The sequence below is a fragment of the Streptomyces sp. NPDC015131 genome, from assembly GCF_043079975.1.
Taxonomy (GTDB): Bacteria; Actinomycetota; Actinomycetes; order Streptomycetales; family Streptomycetaceae; genus Streptomyces.
The window spans coordinates 712,910-732,762 of the sequence record NZ_JBIBVB010000001.1 but is presented as its reverse complement, the minus strand read 5'-3'; the positions used below and the strand labels follow the sequence as shown (position 1 = coordinate 732,762).

The 19,853-nt window shown below is 75.7% G+C and carries 15 protein-coding genes; 7 read left to right on the top strand and 8 right to left on the bottom strand.

Annotated features, from left to right (window positions below):
* Positions 1 to 199 precede the first annotated feature (199 nt).
* The 3 genes from ACF08D_RS02945 (at position 200) to ACF08D_RS02935 (ending at position 3,446) form a co-directional block, all read left to right on the top strand.
* A complete protein-coding gene (locus ACF08D_RS02945) occupies positions 200 to 958 on the top strand; it encodes a GntR family transcriptional regulator (protein ID WP_392221199.1) in 759 nt (252 codons plus the stop codon).
* Positions 959 to 1,033: 75 nt separating this feature from the next.
* On the top strand, positions 1,034 to 2,128 hold the full coding sequence (locus ACF08D_RS02940) for an adenosine deaminase (protein ID WP_392220719.1): 1,095 nt from the start codon (positions 1,034 to 1,036) through the stop codon (positions 2,126 to 2,128).
* 247 nt (positions 2,129 to 2,375) lie between these two features.
* The gene (locus ACF08D_RS02935) at positions 2,376 to 3,446 is read left to right on the top strand and encodes an AI-2E family transporter (RefSeq protein ID WP_392220718.1); all 1,071 of its coding nucleotides are present in this window, start codon (positions 2,376 to 2,378) and stop codon (positions 3,444 to 3,446) included.
* A 35-nt stretch (positions 3,447 to 3,481) separates the two neighbouring features.
* Here the strand turns inward: ACF08D_RS02935 and ACF08D_RS02930 are convergent, their stop codons facing one another.
* The 4 genes from ACF08D_RS02930 to ACF08D_RS02915 are packed head-to-tail and all read right to left on the bottom strand — an operon-like array spanning position 3,482 to position 8,592.
* The gene (locus ACF08D_RS02930; RefSeq protein ID WP_392220717.1) at positions 3,482 to 4,414 is read right to left on the bottom strand and encodes an LD-carboxypeptidase; all 933 of its coding nucleotides are present in this window, start codon (positions 4,412 to 4,414) and stop codon (positions 3,482 to 3,484) included.
* Positions 4,411 to 6,411 (bottom strand): prolyl oligopeptidase family serine peptidase, encoded by a 2,001-nt coding sequence (locus ACF08D_RS02925; protein WP_392220716.1) that lies wholly within the window; start codon positions 6,409 to 6,411, stop codon positions 4,411 to 4,413. The genes ACF08D_RS02930 and ACF08D_RS02925 overlap by 4 nt, the downstream gene beginning before the upstream one ends.
* Before the next feature lie 14 nt (positions 6,412 to 6,425).
* The gene (locus ACF08D_RS02920; protein WP_392220715.1) at positions 6,426 to 7,766 is read right to left on the bottom strand and encodes a M20/M25/M40 family metallo-hydrolase; all 1,341 of its coding nucleotides are present in this window, start codon (positions 7,764 to 7,766) and stop codon (positions 6,426 to 6,428) included.
* Positions 7,759 to 8,592, bottom strand: coding sequence for a M55 family metallopeptidase (locus tag ACF08D_RS02915; protein ID WP_392220714.1), 834 nt, complete (start codon positions 8,590 to 8,592; stop codon positions 7,759 to 7,761). The genes ACF08D_RS02920 and ACF08D_RS02915 overlap by 8 nt, the downstream gene beginning before the upstream one ends.
* A 137-nt stretch (positions 8,593 to 8,729) precedes the next feature.
* Here ACF08D_RS02915 and ACF08D_RS02910 point away from each other — a divergent pair, with 137 nt between their 5' ends.
* A complete protein-coding gene (locus tag ACF08D_RS02910; RefSeq protein WP_392220713.1) occupies positions 8,730 to 9,473 on the top strand; it encodes a 2OG-Fe dioxygenase family protein in 744 nt (247 codons plus the stop codon).
* Here the strand turns inward: ACF08D_RS02910 and ACF08D_RS02905 are convergent.
* The 3 genes from ACF08D_RS02905 to ACF08D_RS02895 form a co-directional block, all read right to left on the bottom strand.
* Complete coding sequence (locus tag ACF08D_RS02905; RefSeq protein WP_392220712.1) at positions 9,460 to 10,635, bottom strand: glutamate--cysteine ligase; 1,176 nt, start codon at positions 10,633 to 10,635, stop codon at positions 9,460 to 9,462. The two genes, ACF08D_RS02910 and ACF08D_RS02905, sit on opposite strands and share 14 nt — an antisense overlap.
* Before the next feature lie 83 nt (positions 10,636 to 10,718).
* Positions 10,719 to 13,079 (bottom strand): MFS transporter, encoded by a 2,361-nt coding sequence (locus ACF08D_RS02900; protein WP_392220711.1) that lies wholly within the window; start codon positions 13,077 to 13,079, stop codon positions 10,719 to 10,721.
* Between the two features lie 635 nt (positions 13,080 to 13,714).
* Complete coding sequence (locus tag ACF08D_RS02895) at positions 13,715 to 14,158, bottom strand: SRPBCC family protein (protein WP_392220710.1); 444 nt, start codon at positions 14,156 to 14,158, stop codon at positions 13,715 to 13,717.
* A gap of 143 nt (positions 14,159 to 14,301) precedes the next feature.
* Between ACF08D_RS02895 and ACF08D_RS02890 the strand changes: the two genes are divergently transcribed.
* A complete protein-coding gene (locus ACF08D_RS02890) occupies positions 14,302 to 15,336 on the top strand; it encodes an Rv2578c family radical SAM protein (protein WP_392220709.1) in 1,035 nt (344 codons plus the stop codon).
* Positions 15,337 to 15,444: 108 nt separating this feature from the next.
* Complete coding sequence (locus ACF08D_RS02885; protein ID WP_392220708.1) at positions 15,445 to 17,067, top strand: alpha/beta hydrolase; 1,623 nt, start codon at positions 15,445 to 15,447, stop codon at positions 17,065 to 17,067.
* A gap of 34 nt (positions 17,068 to 17,101) precedes the next feature.
* Here ACF08D_RS02885 and ACF08D_RS02880 read toward each other — a convergent pair whose 3' ends face one another.
* On the bottom strand, positions 17,102 to 17,692 hold the full coding sequence (locus ACF08D_RS02880; protein ID WP_392221198.1) for a HEAT repeat domain-containing protein: 591 nt from the start codon (positions 17,690 to 17,692) through the stop codon (positions 17,102 to 17,104).
* Positions 17,693 to 18,055: 363 nt separating this feature from the next.
* On the opposite strand from ACF08D_RS02880, the gene ACF08D_RS02875 reads away from it, so the two are divergent.
* A complete protein-coding gene (locus ACF08D_RS02875; RefSeq protein ID WP_392220707.1) occupies positions 18,056 to 19,840 on the top strand; it encodes a 3-hydroxyacyl-CoA dehydrogenase family protein in 1,785 nt (594 codons plus the stop codon).
* The last annotated feature ends 13 nt before the right edge of the window (positions 19,841 to 19,853 follow it).

Here is a 19,853-nt window from a genome sequence, read left to right as displayed (position 1 = left end):
CTCCCGGAGAACTTTTCGGATTTCGTCGTCGCCGGGACGGCTCACCGGCACCGTCACCGCAGCTCAGCGGCGCCGTTCCGGCAGCTCAGGCCCGGCGCTCAGGGCCCGGTCCACGCGGCCGAATCGAGACCTCGGGGTCATTGCCCGCCCCCTCGCCGGGGGCTTAGCTTGCAGACAAGTGAACCGAGGAGGGGCAGTGGTGGTCAGCAGCGCGGAGCGGCGCAGACCGGTGGTGGTGCTGTACGAGCGGATCGTGGACGCCATCCACGCCGGCACCTACCCGCCCGGGTCCACCCTTCCGTCCGAGCCCCGGCTCGCCGCGGAGCTGGGCGTCAGCCGGCCCGCGCTGCGCGAGGCGCTGCTGCTCCTCCAGGAGGACGGGCTGCTGTCCGTGCGCCGGGGCGTCGGCCGGACGGTCGCCGACCGGCCCCCGCGGCGGGGCTTCGAGCACATCCAGCCGCTGGAGGAGCTGATCGGCGCCGGGGCCCCGGTCCGCGTACGGGCCCTGCTGCGGGCCGTCGAGGAGCCCACCGACTTCACCACCCAGCACCTGCTCGCCGCCGCCCGCGCCGGGCTGCGGTTCTGGGAGTCGCTGCTGGCGGCGGACGGCACCGCCGCCGCGCTCAGCCAGGAGTGGGCGGCGGCCGGGGACGTGCTGGAGCGGGCGCACCCCGCCTTCGCCCGGGCGCTGGACGCGGTGGCGGCCACCCCGGACGCCGGGCGGACGTCGATGCTCGCGGTGCTCGCCGGGGCTTCGCGCGGGGTGTCCCTGAGCGCGCACAGCAGTGTGACCGCGACCCTGGTGGGCCAGCGGCGCGGGGAGCAGCTCGGCCGGCCCGCCGACACCCCGGCGGTGCTGATCACGCAGGTCGTACGGGTCGGCGAGACCCCCGTCCTGGCGGCCAAGCACATGCTCCCGACGGGCGCGGCGGCCCTCCCGGTCCTGCAGTCCAACTGACGCGGCGGCGGGGCGGCGAGGCGCTGTCGGCTGCGTCACGGCGCCACCGCCGGGGGTGCCGTACACTCCCGCAGCATGCACTTGTCTGACAACGTCGCTGCCGACGCTCCTTCCGCCGACTGGATCCGCCGCGCCCCCAAGGCGGTCCTCCACGACCACCTGGACGGCGGCCTGCGCCCCGCCACGATCATCGAGCTGGCCCGCGCGTGCGGTTACACCGGCCTGCCCACCGAGGACCCGGACGCCCTGGGCGTCTGGTTCCGGGACGCCGCCGACTCCGGCTCCCTGGAGCGCTACCTGGAGACGTTCGCCCACACCTGTGCGGTGATGCAGACCCGCGAGGCGCTGTTCCGGATCGCGGCCGAGTGCGCCGAGGACCTGGCGGCCGACGGTGTCGTCTACGCCGAGGTGCGGTACGCCCCCGAGCAGCACCTGGAGGGCGGGCTGACCCTCGACGAGGTCGTCGAGGCCGTGAACGAGGGCTTCCGCGAGGGCGAGCGCCGCGCCGGCGGCCGGATCACCGTCGGCACCCTGCTGACCGGGATGCGCCACACGGACCGGTCGCTGGAGATAGCCGAGCTGACTGTCGCCCACCGCGAGCGCGGGGTGGCGGGCTTCGACATCGCGGGCGGCGAGATCGGCAACCCGCCCTCGCGCCACCTCCCGGCCTTCCAGCACCTCAAGCGGCACAACTGCCACTTCACCATCCACGCCGGCGAAGCCGTGGGCGCCGAGTCGATCCACGAGGCCGTGCAGGTGTGCGGCGCCGAGCGGATCGGCCACGGGGTGCGGATCACCGACGACATCCAGGTCGCCGAGGACGGCACGGCCACCCTGGGCCACCTGGCCGCGTACGTCCGGGACAACCGCATCGCCCTGGAGGTCTGCCCGACCTCCAACCTCCAGACCGGCGCCGCCAAGGACTACGCGACGCACCCCATCGACCTGCTGCGCCGCCTGGGCTTCCGCGTCACCCTGAACACCGACAACCGGCTGGTGTCCGGCACCACCATGAGCCAGGAGTTCCGGCACATGGCGGACGCCTTCGGGTACGGCCCCGAGGTGTTCGAGGAGTTCACCGTCGCGGCGGTGGAGTCGGCCTTCCTGCCGCTCCCGGAGCGCCGCCGGATCATCGACGAGGTGATCCGCCCGGGGTACGCCGCGCTCTGAGCCGCCCGGGGCCGGGCACGGCCCCGGTCCCTCGCGCGGTTCCCGCTCCTCGCGCGGTTCTCGTCTCCTCGCGCGGTTCTCGTCTCCTCGCGCGTCGCGCGGCCCCGGTTCACGACCGGCGCCCGGGCCCGCCGCCCCCTCGGGGGTGGCGGGCCCGTGTGGCATCCGCGCCGGCCGGGGCGCCCGGCCGGGCGAACGTCCGCCCGGGCGCGTGGCGGGCGCGCCCCGGGGTGGTACCTCGCTGGGCATGGAGCCCCAGGTGTCACCGTTCCTCCGCTCGGCCGCGGCCCACGCGTGGCGCCTTCTGGTGGTCGGCGTGGCCGTCTACGCCGTGTTCGCCGTGCTCGGCAGGTTCCACGAGATCGGGGTGGCCCTCTTCCTCGCCCTGGTGATCACGGCGGTGCTGCGGCCGGTCGCCGACCTCGTGGCGCGCCGGCTGCCCCGGGGGCTCGCCGTGGCCGTGACGCTGATCGCGGGGATCGCGCTGGTCCTCGGGGTGCTGGCGGGGGTCGGCGAGGCGGTCGCGGGCGAGACGACGACCCTGGTGCGGGAGTTCCGCGAGGGCATCGACCGGATCGAGGAGTGGCTGGAGAAGCCGCCGTTCCGGCTGAACCCCGATGTGCTGTCCGATCTGCACGGCCGGGTCACCCAGTGGCTCTCCGCCCATCGCTCCACGCTCCTGAGCAAGGCGGTGAGCGGGGCGAGCGAGGCGGTGCACGTGCTGACGGCCCTCGCGCTCGGCCTGTTCGCCTCGGTGTTCTTCATCCACTCGGGCGACCGGCAGTGGGACTGGTTCACCGGCCAGCTCCCGGAGCGGGTACGGGAGCGGTGGGCGATCGCGGGCCGGGCGGCGTGGCACACCTTCACCGGCTACACGCGCGGGATCGTGCTCGTCGCCGCGACCAACGCGATCCTGGTCGGCGTGGCGCTGTACTTCCTGGGGGTGCCGCTGGCCGTGCCGCTGGCGCTGCTGGAGTTCGTGGCCGCGTTCGTCCCCCTGATCGGGTCGCCGGTCGCGCTGGCGGTGGCGGCGGTGGTGGCCCTGGCGGCGAAGGGGCCGCTGACGGCCGCCATCGTGATCGCGCTGATCGTGATCATCGGCCAGATCGAGGGGCATCTGCTGCATCCGCTGGTGATGAGCTGGGCGGTCCGGCTCCATCCGCTGGTGGTGGCGGTCTCGGTGATCGGGGGCGCCATCGCGGCGGGGGTGGTGGGCGCGGTGGTCGCGGTGCCGCTGGTGTCGGTGGTCTGGTCGGTCTTCACCGCGCTGCGCGACCACCGCCGCGCGGGCCCGAGCCCGGTGGCGGACACGCCCTGAGCCCCGCGCGCCCGGTGCGGCCCGGGGGGCGCGGGTCAGCGCAGTGCGGGCACCTCCAGCGTGAGCGTGGCCGCGTCCGCGTCCAGGACGGCGGGGACGCCCAGGGGGACGGTCAGACCGACCGGGCCGTGGCCGAACCCCAGCTCCTCCACCACCGGCACGCCGAGCGGGGCGAGCCGGTCCAGCAGGGTGGCGCGGATCTCGGCGTAGGGGCCGCACTCCTCCCAGGAGCCGAGGGCGATGCCCGCGACCCCGTCGAGCAGTCCGGAGCGCAGCAGCTGGGTCAGGATGCGGTCGACGCGGTACGCCTCCTCCCCGACGTCCTCCAGCAGGAGCAGCCCGCCCGTCAGGGAGCGGCGGGCGTGCGGGGTGGCGAGGTCCGCGGCGAGCAGGGCGAGGCAGCCGCCGAGGGTGACGCCCCGGGCCCGGCCGGGCACCATGGTGCGGGCCCCGGGCAGGCCCAGGGTGCGGACCGTCTCGGGCTCGAACAGGGTGGCGCGCAGGGACTCCCGGGTGGTGGCGTCCTTGAGGAAGGTGACCGCGCCGGCCATCGGCCCGTGCAGGGTGGCGAGGCCCATGCGGGTGGCGAACGCCTCGTGCAGCGCGGTCACATCGCTGTAGCCGACGAAGACCTTGTGGCCGGCGGCGCGCATGGCCGGCCAGTCGAGCAGGTCCACCATGCGCTGGGCGCCGTAGCCGCCGCGGGCGCAGATCACGGCGGCCACGGACGGGTCGCACCAGGCGTCGGTGAGGTCGCGGGCCCGGTCCTGGTCCGTGCCGGCGAGGTAGGGCAGCTCCGGGTGGACGTCCAGGGCGTGCGGCATCACCACCGGGTCGAGCCCCCAGCCGCGCAGCACGGCGGCGCCCTCCCGGACGCGGTCCTCGGGCACCGGCCCGCTGGGCGAGACGAGGGCGACCCGGTCGCCGGGGCGCAGCCGCCGCGGCCTGGCCAGTTCGGCCGGCGTCATTTCCGCAGCTCCAGCGGGGGGACGTCGAGCCGGTTGATGCCGAACACCCGGGCGTACAGCGCCAGTTCCGCCTCCAGGGCGCGGGTCACGGTGTCGGCCCGCCGGAAGCCGTGGCCCTCCCCCTCGAAGGCGATGAAGGCGTGCGGGATGCCCCGCCCGGCCATCGCCGCCAGGAACCGCCGGCTCTGGGCGGGCGGGCAGATCACGTCGTCCAGCCCCTGGAGCAGCAGGAACGGCCGGTCGATCCGCTCGACCTGGGCGAGCGGGGCGCGCTCCCGGTAGCGGCCGGGAACCTCGGCGGGCGGTCCGATCAGCGACTCCAGGTAGCGGGATTCAAAGTCGTGTGTCTCGTCCGCCCATGCGGTGAGGTCGAGGACGGGGTAGATCAGGGTGCCGCAGGCGTAGACGCCGGTGGCGGCGAGCGAGGCCGCGGCGGTCCAGCCGCCGGCGCTGCCGCCCCGGATCGCGAGGCGGCCGGGGTCGGCGGTGCCCTCGGCGGTCAGCGCCTCGGCGACGGCGGCGCAGTCCTCGACGTCGACGACGCCCCACTGCTCCCGCAGCCGCTCGCGGTAGGAGCGGCCGTAGCCGGTGGAGCCGCCGTAGTTGACCTCGGCGACGCCGATGCCGCGGGAGGTGAAGTAGGCGATCGCCAGGTCGAGGACGAGCGGCGCGTGCCCGGTGGGGCCGCCGTGGGCCCAGACCACGTAGGGCGGCAGTTCGTCGTCGGGGGCGATCCGGTCGGGGTTGTGCGGCGGGTAGATGTGGGCGTGGATCTCGCGGGCGTCCGGGCCGGTGAAGGTGCGGATCTGCGGCTCCGGGTAGTACGCGGGGTCCACGGCGTCGTGGTGGGCGGCGCCGACGACCCGGGTGCGTCCGGTGCGGGTGTCCAGCTCCACGACCTCGTAGCCGCTGCGGGGGCTGGCGGCCACGCCGACGACGCGGGAGCCCTGGCCGGCGAGGGTGGCGGCCCACTCGGTCCAGGGGCCCGCGGCGTCGACGACCTCGCCGGTCTCGGGGTCGAGTATGCCGAGGGCGGTGGCGCCCCGGCCGTGGATGACGGCGATGGTCCCGTCGTCCAGCGGCTGGAACCACTTCATCCCGATCTTCCACAGGGGCCCGCCGAACTCCTCGGCCCGGCCCGGGCACAGCGGGGCGGGCTCCCGGCCCGGCGCGACCCGGTAGGGCTCCCACCATCCGCCGGCGTCGGAGACGTACAGCAGGGAGCCGTCCGGTGCCCAGTCGGCCTGGCAGACGGCCTCCTCGGGTCCCCCGGCGACGGCCCGCACTTCGGCGAACGGGCCGCCGTCGGTCACCTCGCCGGTCATCACGACCGTGCCGTCCCACGGCATCCGGGGGTGGTCCCAGGCGAGCCAGACGGCCCGCCGGCCGTCGGGCGAGAGGCGCGGCCCGGTGACGAACCGGTGGTGTCCGTGGGTCAGTTCCCGTACGGCGGCCCGGTCGGCGGCCGCCGACCCGTCGAGGGGGACGGCGGCGGCGACCCGCCGGACGTCACCGGGCCCGGGGCCGGTGAACTCCTCCAGTACGCACCAGACCTCGCCCCGGTCGAGGTGGACGACGGGGTCCACCCAGCGCAGCCCGCCGCCCACGGGTGACACCGGGGTGAGCGGCACCGGCCCGGTGCCGCCGCCGGGGTTGTCGGGCTCGTAGGCGTACAGCCGCTGGTCGGGGAAGTGGCTGAAGACGACCAGCGGGCCGCCGGCGCCCGGACCCTCCTCCCGGACGGCTCCGGCCCAGGGCGTCCCGCCGTACTCGACGACCCTGCTGCGGACGTTCCACGGCGCCGGCAGGACCGGTTCCTCGGTGCCGTCGGCGCGCCGGCGCACCAGGGTGCGTCTGCCTCCCTCGGCGGGGCGCGGCTCGGTCCACCACACCTCGTCGCCGACGACTCCGACGTACTCGGGACGTCCGTCGTGCGCGGCGGCGAGACGCGCGTCGATCGGTGACGGCCAGGTTCCGTAAGCCCCCGTGGGCACCATGCCGGGTTTCCCCCCTAGGCGGTCTGCAGATAGTGGTCGAGTACGCGGATGCCGAAGTGCAGGGCCTCGATCGGGACCCGCTCGTCGACGCCGTGGAACAGCGCCTGGTAGTCGAAGCCGACGGGCAGCCGCAGGGGTGCGAAGCCGTAGCCGGTGATGCCGAGCCGGGCGAAGTGCTTGGCGTCGGTGCCGCCCGACATGCAGAACGGCACCACGTGCGCGTCCGGCTCGAAGTGCTTGAGCGCGGCGCGGAGTTTGGCGAAGGTCGGCGAGTCGACCGGTGCCTGGAGGGCGATCTCCTGGTGCTGGAACTCCCACTGGACGTCCGGCCCGGTGAGCATGTCCATGGTCTCGGCGAACTCGATGTCCGCTCCGGGCAGCACCCGCCCGTCGACATGGGCGCTGGCACTGTCCGGGATCACGTTGACCTTGTAACCGGCGTGCAGCATGGTCGGGTTGGAGCTGTTGCGGATGGTCGGCTCGACGAGGGCGGCGGCGCGGCCGAGCTTGGCGAGCAGGGCGTCGGCGTCGAAGTCCTCGGCGTCGAGGTCCGGTTCGAGGCCGTGGAGCGCGGCCAGTTCGGTGAGGGCGGCGCGCACGGTCGGTGTGAGCCGCACCGGCCACTCGTGCTGCCCGATCCGGGAGACGGCGTCGGCGAGGCGGCTGACCGCGTTCTCCCGGTTGACCTTCGATCCGTGGCCGGCCCGGCCCTCCGCCGTCAGCCGCAGCCAGGCGGTGCCCCGCTCCCCCGCCCCGACGGGGTAGATCTCCAGGTCGGGTCCGGCGTGGAAGGTGTACGCGCCGGACTCGCCGATGCCCTCGGTGCAGCCCTCGAACAGCTCGCGGTGCTGCCGGACGAGGAATCCGGCGCCGTCGGCGGCGCTGGCCTCCTCGTCGGCGGTGTAGGCGATGACGATGTCGCGGCGCGGCCGGATGCCGTGGCGGGCCCATTCGCGGACCACCGACAGGACCATCGCGTCCATGTTCTTCATGTCGACGGCGCCCCGGCCCCAGACCAGCCCGTCGCGGATCTCCCCGGAGAAGGGGTGGACCTGCCAGGCGGCGGCGTCGGCCGGGACCACGTCCAGGTGTCCGTGGACGAGCAGCGCGTCGGCGGACGGGTCGGTGCCCTCGATGCGGGCGACCACGTTGGTGCGGCCCGGGGTGCGCTCCAGCATCACCGGTTCCAGCCCGGCGTCGGCGAGCCGCTCGGCCACGTACTCGGCGGCGGGCCTCTCCCGGCAGTCGCCGCTGCCGTGGTTGGTGGTGTCGATGCGGATCAGCTCGGAGGTGAAGGTCACCACCTCGTCGAGCGCCTGGGAATCCGTGTCGAAAGGTGCCGTCACGTCAGCCATACTGCTCCTCCACTGCGGCCGAGACGATCGTGGTGACCGCCTTGAAGGTGCGGATGGCCTCGTACATCGTCTCGCTGGTGTACGCGACGCGCCGCTCCCCTCCGGCCACGACGCCCGGGACGACGGTGGCCGCCGCCGCGAGGTGCGCCGCGTCGAACTCCAGCTCCACGGTGAACGGTCCGCCGCGCACCGGTTCGTACCGTACGGCGAGAGCGGTCGCCTCCTTGGCTGCGGCGCGGATGTCGGCGGCCGTCCGGGTGGGGGTGCGGCACACCGCCGCGTACCGCGACACATGGTCCTTGACCGCGACCTTGCGTGCCTCGGGGGCGTATCCGAGGGCGTCCTCGCAGGTGAGGTCGTCGCCGGTGACGAGGATGACGGGCACTCCGTACTCGGCGACGACATGGGCGTTGAGCAGGCCCTCGCTGGCGCGCACACCGTTGAGCCAGACGCCGGTGACGGAGTTGGCGAGGTAGGTGTGGGCGAGGACCCCTTCGGCGCCGGCCCCGGTGTGGTACCCGACGAAGGCGACCCCGTCCACGTCGCCGTACTGCACGCCCTCCACCATCGACAGGGACTTGTGCCGGCCGGTGAGCATCTCCGCCCGCTCGTCCAGCCGCTCCAGCAGCAGATTGCGCATCGTCCAGTGCGCCTCATTGATGAGGACCTCGTCGGCACCGCCGTCGAAGAATCCCCGCACCGCCGCGTCCACGTCGGACGTGAACATCGGTCTGCACCGCTCCCACTGGGGGGAGCCGGGCAGCACGTCGGCCGGCCAGGTCACTCCGGTGGCGCCTTCCATGTCGGCGCTGACAAGGATCTTCATGCCTCGAAACCGTACGCGGTCGCGCCGCGTCTGCCCAGGTCTGTGGATAACCGCCGGCCGCGCCCCGCGGACGGGGCCGGGGAACCCGTGGTGGCGCGCCGGATGCGCTCGCGCGGCGGACACCGGACCATGGGGCCATGGACGATGTGGCCGAAGACCCGAGCACGGCACCCGCCTCCCCCGTCGCCGGCGCCCACCGGGCGCTGCTGTCGGAGGGCGCGTATGTGATGCCGCCGGCCGCCCTGTCGGCGTGCCTCGGCGTGGACGAGCACGACTGGGCGGCCTTCGCCGCCCACTGGGAGGACCTGGCGCCGGACGCGTACGCGGCGGAGCGGGGCACCCGCCGGCTGCGGCGCTACGGGCACTTCCTGCTGACCCGCGGCGGGGAGCTGACCGCGCAGCCGCACATCGCGTTCGTCCAGCCGGAGGACACCAATCCGCTGTACGTGGACAGGGACCGGCACTTCGAGCCCCTGACCGAGGCGTTCCTGGCCGATCCGCTGCTGACCCCGCTGCTGAGGATGCTGGGCGACGTGGCGGCCTGCCTCGACGACGCGGCCGAGTGGAGCGTGAAGGTGCACCCCTTCCGGGTCGTCGCCTCCTCCGGCGCGGAGGGCGCGCCCACTCCGGAGGGCAGGCACCGCGACGGTGTCACCCTGGTGACGTCGCTGCTGATCGGCCGGGAGAACGCGGCCGGCGGCGAGAGCACCGTGTACGACCCGGACGGCCGCGAGGTGCTCACCACCACCCTCGCGGAGCGGGGCACCCTGATGCTGGGCGACGACCGGGCCACCCTGCACGGGGTGTCGCCGATCCGGCCGGCCGACCCGGCCCGGCCCGCCCACCGGGACGTCCTGGTCACCACCCTCACGGCCCGCTGACCCGTTCGGTGGCGGCCACCAGGGCGTCCACCACCCCGGCCGGGCCCGTCTCGCGGGCCCGGGCGCGCTGCCGCTCGGCGCCGCTCCCCCGCTCCGCGAGGCGCCGCAGGAACGCCGTCACCTCGTCCAGGTCGCCGTACGCCTCCAGCACCGGCCGCACATGCCGTACCAGCCGCTCCGCCTGCTCCGGCGCCGGCAGGACGCGGCCGGAGAGCGCGTCCACACCGCCGCCGGCCCAGCCGTCGCGGGCAGCCCTCCAGTAGGCGGCGCGCAGCAGTTCGGCGCCCACCGGGGGGCCGGGGTCGCCGCGCACGACCCGTTCGGCCGCCGTCACCACCAGCGCCCGGACCAGCACCGCCAGGGCCACGGTGTCGTCGATGCCGGGGAGGACGTCCATGGAGCGCACTTCGAGCGTGGGCAGGCGCGGGTTGGGGCGGAGGTCCCAGAACGGCATGCCCGGCTCCAGCATCGCCTCCGTCCCGGCGATCGCCACTGCCAGCCGCTCGTGGTGGTCGAGGGACTCGGCGTACGGCGGGGGCCCCAGGCAGGGGAAGCGCCCCCGGATGACGGCCCGCCAGCTGGCGTACCCGGTGTCGGTGCCCTCGTGGAACGGCGAGTTGGCGCTCAGGGCCACCAGGAGCGGCAACCAGGGCCGCAGGTGGTTGCCGGCGAGGACGGCCAGCTCCTTGTCCGGGACGTGCACATGGACGTGGAGGGCGCCGATGGCGAAGTCGTCCAGCATGGCCCGGTACTGGTCGGCACCGGCACGGTAGCGGGGGTGGTCGCCCAGCCCGTCGCGGGACGAGGCGGGGCCGGGGGCGCCCAGGACGGGCGTGCCCGAGGCGTACAGCCGCAGTCCTTCGGCGCGGGCCGCCGACACGGCCGCCGCCCGCACCCGGCGCAGCTCCTCCCTGAGGTCCCCGGCGCCCGCGCAGGGCGGGGTCCTGCCCTCGATCTGGTACGCGGTGAACTCGCCCGTGACGAGGTCGCCGACGGTGGCGGAGGCGCGCGCGAGCACGCGGGGCGCCGCCGGTTCCAGCTGACGGGTCGTGGGGTGGACGAGGAAGTACTCCTCCTCGACGCCGATGGTGGGCGGGGAGGGCGGGGTGGCCGGGGTACTCGCGGTGTTCGGGGGACTCGGGGTGCTCGGGGGACCGTTCACCGCTTCAGCATCACGCCTCCGGGCGGCGGTGTCTCGGGGAAGGCTCCCGACCTTCCCCCGAGACACCGCCGCCCGACCGCCCGTCAGTCCCCGTGGCTCAGGCGGAGGTCGCGTTCGGTGCGTCCGCCGGCCGCCACCCGCAGCACGGTGGCGGCGGGCGGGTAGCCGGCCGCCAGCACGGTGTACTCGCCGGAGGGGAGGTCCACGAAGCGGAACGCCCCGTCCGGGCCGGTGGTGAGCGTGCCGACGACGTCGCCCGCCGCGTCGAGCAGCGTCACGCGCGCGTCCCCCACGACCCGCCCGTCGGGCGCCCGGACCGTCCCGCGCAGCATCGCGCCGCCCGCCAGCTCGACGTCCTGCCGGGTCTCCCGGGACGCCTGGACGCTCACCGGCAGGGCGGCCGGACGGCAGCCGGGCGCGCTGGCCGCGAGCGTGTACTCGCCCGCGACCAGCGCGGTCAGGGCGTACCCGCCGTCCGGTCCGCTGCGGGTGCCGGCGACGACCTCCCCGTGGACGTCGGTGAGGGTGACCACGGCCTGGCCCAGCGGGGTGCCCCCGGCGGTGCGGACGGTGCCGGCGAGGCGGCCCGCGCCGCCCAGCACCACGTCGACCTCGACGGGCCCCTCGCCCACCGCGACGGGCACCGCCTGCGGCTGGTGGCCGCCCGCCGCCGCGATCAGCAGGTACGGGCCGGTGCCGGGCGCGCTCAGCGCGTACCGCCCGTCCTCGCCGCTGGTCCCGCGCCCGGCCTGCCGGCCCCGGGCGTCGACGAGGGTGAGGGCGGCGCCGGGCACGCGCGTGCCGTCGTGGTGCCGGACGGTGCCGCGGACCGGGACGGCGGGGGCGGGTGTGGGAGTGGGAGTGGGGCCGGGGGCGGGGGTGGGGGTGGGGGTGGTGTCGTGGGTCATCAGCGGTTGTTCCCTGAGGAGGAAGGCGACGAGCAGGCCCAGGCCGAGGAGCGGCACCAGATGGAGGAAGGTCCGGGGAAGGGTCTCGGCGTACGCCTCGGTGTACGCGTCCCGTACGGCCGGGGGCAGCGCCTCCAGGAGCGCCGGGGTGACGCCCCAGGGGCCGGGCGGGGCGGTGCCGTCCGGGAGCGTCGCGCCGAGCGCGCGGGCCAGGCGGTGGTCGAGGTGGGCGCCGACGGCCGAGGCGCCCGCCAGGCCGGCCGTCCAGCGCAGCAGGGTGTGCGCGCCGGTGGCGGCGCCGGCCGTGCCGGGCGGCGCGGTGTTCTGGACGGCGAGGACCAGCGCGGGCAGGACGAGACCGGCACCGGCGCCGAGCAGGGCCTGCCACACCCCGTGGGTGAGGTACGGGGTGCCGGGCTCCAGCCGGGACAGCAGCCAGGCGCCGACCACCGCCATCGCGCCGCCGAGCACCGGGGGGACCGTCCAGCGGCCGGTCCGGCCGATGAGGTGCCCCGACAGCAGGGAGCCGGCCACCGCGCCGCCCGCCAGCGGCAGCAGCGACAGTGCGGCCCCGGTGGCGCTCGCCCCGCCGGTGAGCCGGAGGTAGGCCGGCAGGCAGTCGGCGACGACGAACAGGGCGGTACCGGCGGTGGCGGCGGCGACGCCCCCGGCCAGGAACGTCGCGTCGCGCAGCAGGCGGGGCGGGACGACCGGTTCGGGCGCGAGGTTCTCCACGACGACGAACAGCAGGAGCGTGCCCGCCGCGCCGCAGGCGAGCCCCAGCGTGGTGCGGGAGTCCCAGGCGTGGCCGTCCCCCGCGCGGCCGGCCAGCAGCACCAGGAAGGCGGTGGCGGCGCCCAGCAGGAGCGCGCCCAGGACGTCGGGCCGTCCGCGGGCGGGCGCCGGGCGCGCGGCGAGCGGGCGCAGCGCGGCACCGGTGAGGAGCAGCGCGGCGAGGCCGGGCGGGACGGCGCCCCAGAAGCACCAGCGCCAGGAGACGTGCTCGGTGACGAGCCCGCCGAGGAGCGGCCCGGCGACGCAGGCGAGGCCCAGGGCGGCGCACATGGCGCCGAGGAGCGGGCCGCGCCGCCGGGCGGGGGCGAGGTCGGCGGTGAGCGCCTGAGCGCCCACCAGCAGCCCGCCGGCCCCGGCGCCCTGGACGGCGCGGAAGGCGACGAGCTGGTCCATGGTGCTCGCCCAGCCGGCCAGTACCGATCCGGCGAGGAAGGTCAGCAGGGCGAAGCGCAGGGGCCTCACGCGCCCGTGCAGGTCGCCGAGTTTGGCGTACACCGGGAGGGTCACGGCGGCGGCGAGGAGGTAGGCGGTCGTCACCCACGCCGCCCGGCCCGCTCCCGGGAGGTCGCCGGTGATCGCGGGGAGGGCGGTGGTGGTGACCGGGTGCTCCAGCACCGCGAGCGCCAGGGCGAGGGCCGGCCCGAGGGCGGCGAGGCGCGTACGGCGCGGACCGAGGGGCGGTCCGTCGGCGGGCCGTGCGGCGGGGTCCGCGGGGGGCGGGTCCGTGTGCGGCGGGGTCACCGCCTCCGTAACGGTCGTCGCCGTCCCGCCCGAGAGGTCCACCGCCTCCCCCGCGAAAGGTCCGGGCCCCGGCGAAGCCCCGGGGCCGGGACCGCAAGGCGGAGAAGACCCGGGGCCGGCGCTCCGGCCCGCAAGGAACCCGGCGGAACCGGTAGCGGGGCCCGGACCCGCACCCGGAAGAAACCCGCCGGCACCGGAGTCCGGCGAAGGCCCGGGACCGGGGTCGCGGGCCGCGCCGGTGGCCGCTCCTCTGGGCGCCGGTACGCCGTGCGCCGCCCACCCGGCCGTCTCCGGCGCCTGGGGGCGGGCCCGGGGCTCGCCGGGCGGAAGCGGGTGCCCGGTCGCGGGCGCGCCGCCGCGCCCGGGTGCGGGCGGTGTCCGGCCCTCGTTCGCCGGCGTGCTCCCACCCACGTGACCGCTCCCCTCAGTCGTACCGACACGGCGGCGTCATTCTTCGCTTCGCGCGCCGTCGGGGAGCGACGGGGAGCCGGGGGTCGCGGCGCGGGCCGGGGAGGGGCCGTCCGCCGTGCGTCCGGGGCCTCACCAGGCGCTTTTCCCCGGTCCCCGCGCGGGGACCGGGGAGCGTCAGGGGCCGGGGGCGGACGGGAAGACCACCCGACCGGGTGACCGTGTCGCTACTTCTCGACCTCGGTGGCGAGCCTGGCGAGCACCTGGTCGTAGATACGGCCGAAGCCCTTGGGGGCGAAGGTCTTCTCGAAGAACCCGCCGATGCCGCCGGCGCCGTTCCAGACGGTGGTCACGACGACCTTCGCCCGGCCCTCGCCGGCCGGGGTGACGGTCCAGGTGGTGACCATCGAGGAGTTGCGGTCCTTCTCGACCAGCCGGCCGTCGGAGGGCTCGGTGACCTCCAGCAGGCAGTCGCGGATGCGCTTGCTGGTGGCCTGGAGCTTCCAGTGGACGAGGGTGCCCTCGCCGTCGCCGCCCTCGCGCACCTCGTACTCGCTGAAGTGCTCGGGGAGCAGCTTCTCGCGGGTCTCCTTGTAGTCGGCCAGAGCATCGAACACCGTCTCCGCGTCCGCCGCGACGACCCGCTCCGTGGTGGCTTCGACCTGCGCCATGCCTCGTCCTCCAGCACTCGTTCCTCAGGGGAGCACCAGCCAACCACCTGCGCGGTTGCCGCCCAAATCCTGGGCCCGGCGGGCAGAGGCGATCATGCGAACAGATGTTCTATTGTGGGGGCCAGTGCTATCGAGGAGGCGTCATGCGCTGGGACAACCTGAGCGACCACCCCACCGCCGCCACCGGGGACGCCGCGCTGTTCGGCGCGGAGGCCGTGACCACGCGTACGTTCGACACGCCCGAGTTCCGCGGGATCACCTTCCACGAGGTGCGGGCCCGTTCGATCCTCAACCGGGTGCCCGGCGCCTCGCGCATGCCGTTCGAATGGACGGTCAACCCGTACCGGGGCTGCACGCACGCGTGCGTGTACTGCTTCGCCCGCAAGACGCACAGCTACCTGGACCTCGACACCGGGCTGGGCTTCGACAGCCAGATCGTGGTGAAGACCAACGCCCCGGAGCTGCTGCGCAAGCAGCTCGCCTCGCCCCGCTGGCACGGCGCGCACATCGCCATGGGCACCAATGTCGACTGCTACCAGCGCGCCGAGGGCCGCTACCGGCTGATGCCCGGCATCATCGACGCCCTCCGCGACCGCGCGAACCCCTTCTCGATCCTCACCAAGGGGACGCTGATCCTGCGCGACCTCGACCTGCTGGTGCGGGCCGCCGAGGTGACCGACGTGGGGATCTCCGTCTCCGTCGGCTTCACCGACACCGAGCTGTGGCGGACCGTCGAGCCGGGCACCCCCTCCCCCGAGCGCCGGCTGGACGTCGTACGGACGCTCGGCGAGCACGGCATCGGCTGCGGGGTCCTGATGGCGCCCGTGGTGCCGTTCCTCGGCGACCGCCCGGAGCAGCTGCGCGCCACCGTGCGGGCGATCGCCGCCTCCGGGGCCACCTCCGTCACCCCGCTCGTCCTGCATCTGCGGCCGGGGGCCCGCGAGTGGTTCATGGCGTGGCTGGAGCGCACCCATCCGCTCCTGGTGCCGCGCTACCGGCGGCTGTACGCGGACGGCGCCTACGCCCCGAAGTGGTACCAGCGCCGGATCACCCGTCAGGTGCACGAACTGGCGGCCGAGTTCGGCATGGGCCCGGCCCGGCCGGGCGCGTCGCGGCGCGTGACCCCGGCGCGCGGGGAGGACGCCGGGACCGCGGGCACACAACTCACCCTCCTCTGATCGGGTCAAGTCTGCGGCGGGCGGGCCCGCGAGGGCCCGGATGGGGGGACGATCCGCCGAGGGCCGCACGCCCTCGCCGCTTTCGTTCCGCTCGTCCGGGAGGCCCGTATGCAGAAACGCGCTGGAGTGCTGATCGCCGCCGGAGCGCTGGTGGCGGGGGCCGTCACGGCCGCCCCGTCGGCGGCGGAACCGGCCGCCGCCGCCGGACAGGAGCGGGGCGCCACGCTCGCGTGGCAGGCGTGCGCCACCAAGCAGTACCCGCGGCTCCAGTGCGCGACGGTCCGGGCCCCGCTGGACCACGCCGACCCGGACGGCGCGCGGGTCACCCTGGCGCTGTCCCGGATCCCGCACACCGCGAAGACCTTCCAGGGCCCCCTGCTCGTCAACCCGGGCGGCCCCGGGGCGTCGGGGCGGTCGATGGCCGGGTTCGTGGCGGCGTCGCTGCCCGCCCGGGTCGCGGCGCAGTACGACGTGATCGGCTTCGACCCCCGGGGCGTCGGCGCGAGCCGGCCGGCGCTGGACTGCAAGCCGGGGTACTTCGCGCCCGTACGGCCGGACTCGGTGCCGCGCGACCAGCGGGACGAGCGGGTCAACCTGGCGCGGGCGGCGTCGTTCGCCCGGGCGTGCGGGGAGCGGCACGGGAGCCTGCTGGCCCACATGGGCACGGTGGACGCGGCCCGGGACCTGGAGGTGATCCGGCGGGCGCTCGGCGCGGAGCGGATCAACTACTTCGGGTACTCGTACGGCACGTACCTGGGCACGGTGTACGCCAAGCTGTTCCCGCAGCGGGTACGGCGGATGGTGCTGGACTCGGTGGTCGACCCGCGCGGGGTCTGGTACCGCCTCAACCTGGCCCAGGACGTGGCCTTCGACGCCCGCCACAAGGCGTTCATGGCCTGGGTGGCCAAGCACCACGGGACGTACCGGCTGGGCACCGACCCGGCGAAGGTGGAGGCCCGCTGGTACGCGATGCGGGAGGCGCTGCGCCGGAAGCCCGCCGGGCGGAAGGTGGGCCCGGCGGAGCTGGAGGACACCTTCCTGCCGGGCGGGTACTTCAACGGCTTCTGGCCGATGCTCGCCGGGGCCTTCTCCGCGTACGCCAACGACAAGGACGCCGAGCCGCTCGTGGCGGCCCACCGGACGCTGGCGGCCTCCGACGCGTCGGACGACAACAGCTACTCGGTCTACACGGCCGTCCAGTGCCGGGACGCGCGGTGGCCCCGGGACTGGGGCGTCTGGCACCGGGACAACTGGTCCGTGTACGGCAAGGCGCCCTTCTCCACCTGGAACAACGCCTGGTACAACGCGCCGTGCGCGTTCTGGCCGGTGCCGGGCGGGGAACCGATGGCGGTGACGAACGACGCCCTGCCGCCGGTCCTGCTGTTCCAGGCGACGGAGGACGCCGCCACCCCGTACGAGGGCGGTGTCGCCGTCCGCCGGGCGCTGCGCGGCTCGCGCCTGGTGGTCGAGCGCGGCGGCGGCAACCACGCGGTGACGCTGGGCGGCAACACCTGCCTGGACCGGCACCTGGTGCGGTACCTGGAGGCGGGCGCGCTTCCCCCGGCGGCCGGGACCGGCGCGGCGGCGGACGCGACCTGCGCGGCGCTCCCCGACCCGCTCCCGGACGACACGGCACGCGCCGCCGGCACGCCGAAGGCGCCGGGCTCGGCGGGCAGAACCGGCGGCGCGGTCCTGCACGGCCTCCTGGGCCACGGCGGCCACCGCGCCTGACCGCCCCGGAGGGCGTCACCGTGGCGGAGGTGCGTTACGTCCGGGGGCCGGCCGGGTGAGGGGGCAGGCGGCGGAGGGCGGCCGCTGCCGCTGCGGCGAGCCGGGGGCGGGCGCGGGCGGCTTCGAGGACCGGGCGGGCGCGGGGGTCGCCCAGGGCGCCCAGGCCCTCGGCGCAGGCCACGCCGACGCGCCAGTGCGGGTCGCCGAGGGCCAGCCGGCGTTCCAGGACGGTGATCAGCGCCGGTACGGACTCCGGTGCGCGCAGGTCGGCCAGGAGCCGTACCGGTAACAGGGCGTAGGCGACGCGGAGTTCATTGGTGGCGAGCGCCGCCGCGGCCCTCGGGGTGCGCGGGTCGCCGAGCCGGGTGAGGGCGTAGGCGGCGGAGACACAGCGGTCGGGGTCGCGGTGGTTGAGGAGCAGGACGAGCGCCTCGAAGGCGCGCCGGTCGCCGGCGAGGCCGAGCCGGAAGGCGGCCATCTCCCGGGCCCACAGCGGCTCGCCGGGCCGGGTGAGCACGGCCGCCAGTTCGTCGGGGTCGCGGGCGGCGGCCAGCCGGGCGAAGGCGGGCGCCCCGGCCGCCTCCGGCGCCAGGCGGTGCGTGAGCGACCGGAACTCCTCGTCCATGGCGTCCATGGGTGCCAGTATCCGGCGCGGGCGGGTTCGCCATCACCGTTTTCGGGCCGGTTCCCGGGTCTGGCGCGGACGTTACCCGCCGGTTAAGCTCGCGGGAGCGGGTATCCCCCGCGTCCTCGCCGGCGGCCTGGTGACGCAGCCGCCGCGAGTACCCAGTCGGTTCGGCACGTGGTACGGCGGGACTCCGGGACAGAGCCCGCCGCCTTCTCCCACCGCGACAGCGGCCCGCCCCCGGGCGGCCCGCGCCCTCCTCCGCGGCATTCCGGTACGTACGCCCTCCGTGGCCGTACCGCCGCGCGCGCCACCCGTACCGCGCACCCCTCATCAGTCGTCACTCATCCCTGGAGTCCCCTGATGGACATCCCTCTCTCCACCGTCGCCGTCGTCGGCCTCGGCACGATGGGCGCCGGAATCGCCGAGGTCCTCGCCCGGGCCGGACGCGAGGTCGTCGGCATCGACACCGCCGAGGGCGCCGCCGCCCGCGCCACCGCCGCCCTGGAGGCGTCCACCGCCCGGTCGGTGGCGCGCGGGCGGATCACCGGGGAGGAGCGCCGCGGCGCCCTCGCCCGCTTCCGCACGTACACCGACATCCACGCGGCGGCCGGCGCCGACCTGGTGATCGAGGTCGTGCCGGAGTCGTACGAGGTGAAGCAGCAGGTCTTCCGGGCGCTCGACGCCGTCGTCCGCCCGGACACAATCCTCGCCACCGGGACCAACGCCCTGTCGGTGACCCGGCTGGCGGCCGGTTCGGCGCGCCCCGAACGGGTGCTGGGCCTGCACTTCTTCAACCCGGCGCCGGCGATGAGGCTGGTCGAGGTGGTCTCCTCGGTGCTGACCGCTCCCCGGGCCGTCGCCGCCGTCACCGAGCTGGCCCGGCTGCTCGGCAAGGAGCCGGTCGCGGTCGGCGACCGCCCCGGTTTCGTGGCGGACGGCCTGCTGTTCGGCTATCTCAACCAGGCCGCCGCGATGTACGAGTCCCGGTACGCCTCGCGGGAGGACATCGACGCCGCGATGCGGCTGGGCTGCGGGCTGCCGATGGGCCCGCTGGCCCTGCTGGACCTGATCGGCATCGACGTCGCCCGTACGGTCCTGGAGGCCATGTACGCCGAGTCGCACGACCGGCTGCACGCGCCCGCGCCGATCCTGGGGCAGCTCGGCGAGGCGGGCCTGGCCGGGCGGAAGACGGGACGGGGCTTCTACACCTACGAGGCGCCGGGCAGCGGTGCGGTGGTGCGGGACGCGCTGACCCCGCCGGCGGTGACCGGCCCGGTGGCCGGGGCGCGCGAGGTCCGGTCGGTGGGGGTCGCCGGCTCGGGCGTGATGGCGGCCGGCATCGCGGAGGTGTGCGCCGGGGCCGGATACGGGGTGGTGCTGGCCGCCCGGTCGCCGGAGCGGGCGGCGGCGGCGCGGGACCGGGTCGCCGCGTCCCTCGGCCGCGCGGTCGCCCGGGGGCGGATGGCGTCCGGCGCCCGGGACGAGGTCCTGGCCCGGATCGTCCCGGCGGGGTCGCCCGACGCGCTGGGCGGCGCGGACCTGGTGGTGGAGGCGGTCGCGGAGGACCTGGCGGTCAAGCGGGAGCTGTTCGGGATCCTGGACAAGGTCTGCCGGCCGGGCGCGGTGCTGGCCACCACCACCTCGTCCCTCCCGGTCGTCGCCTGCGCCCGTGCCACCTCGCGCCCGCAGGACGTGGTCGGGATGCACTTCTTCAACCCCGCCCCGGCGATGGGGCTGGTGGAGATCGTGCGCACGGTGCTGACCGCCGACGACGTCCGCGCCACCGCCCGCGCGGTCGCCACCCGGGCCGGAAAGCACCCGGTGGACTGCGGCGACCGGGCCGGTTTCATCGTGAACGCGCTGCTGTTCCCGTACCTGAACAACGCGATCAAGATGGTCGGGCAGCACTACGCGTCGCCCGACGACATCGACACGGCCATGAAGCTGGGCGGCGGCTACCCGATGGGCCCCTTCGAGCTGCTGGACGTGGTCGGGCTGGACGTCTCGCTGGCGATCGAGCGCGGGCTGCACCGCGAGTTCCGCGACCCGGGCCTCGCCCCGGCGCCCCTCCTGGAGCACCTGGTGGCCGCGGGGTGCCTGGGCCGCAAAACGGGACGCGGCTTCCGTGAGCATGCCCGGCGCTGAACCGGGCGGCCGG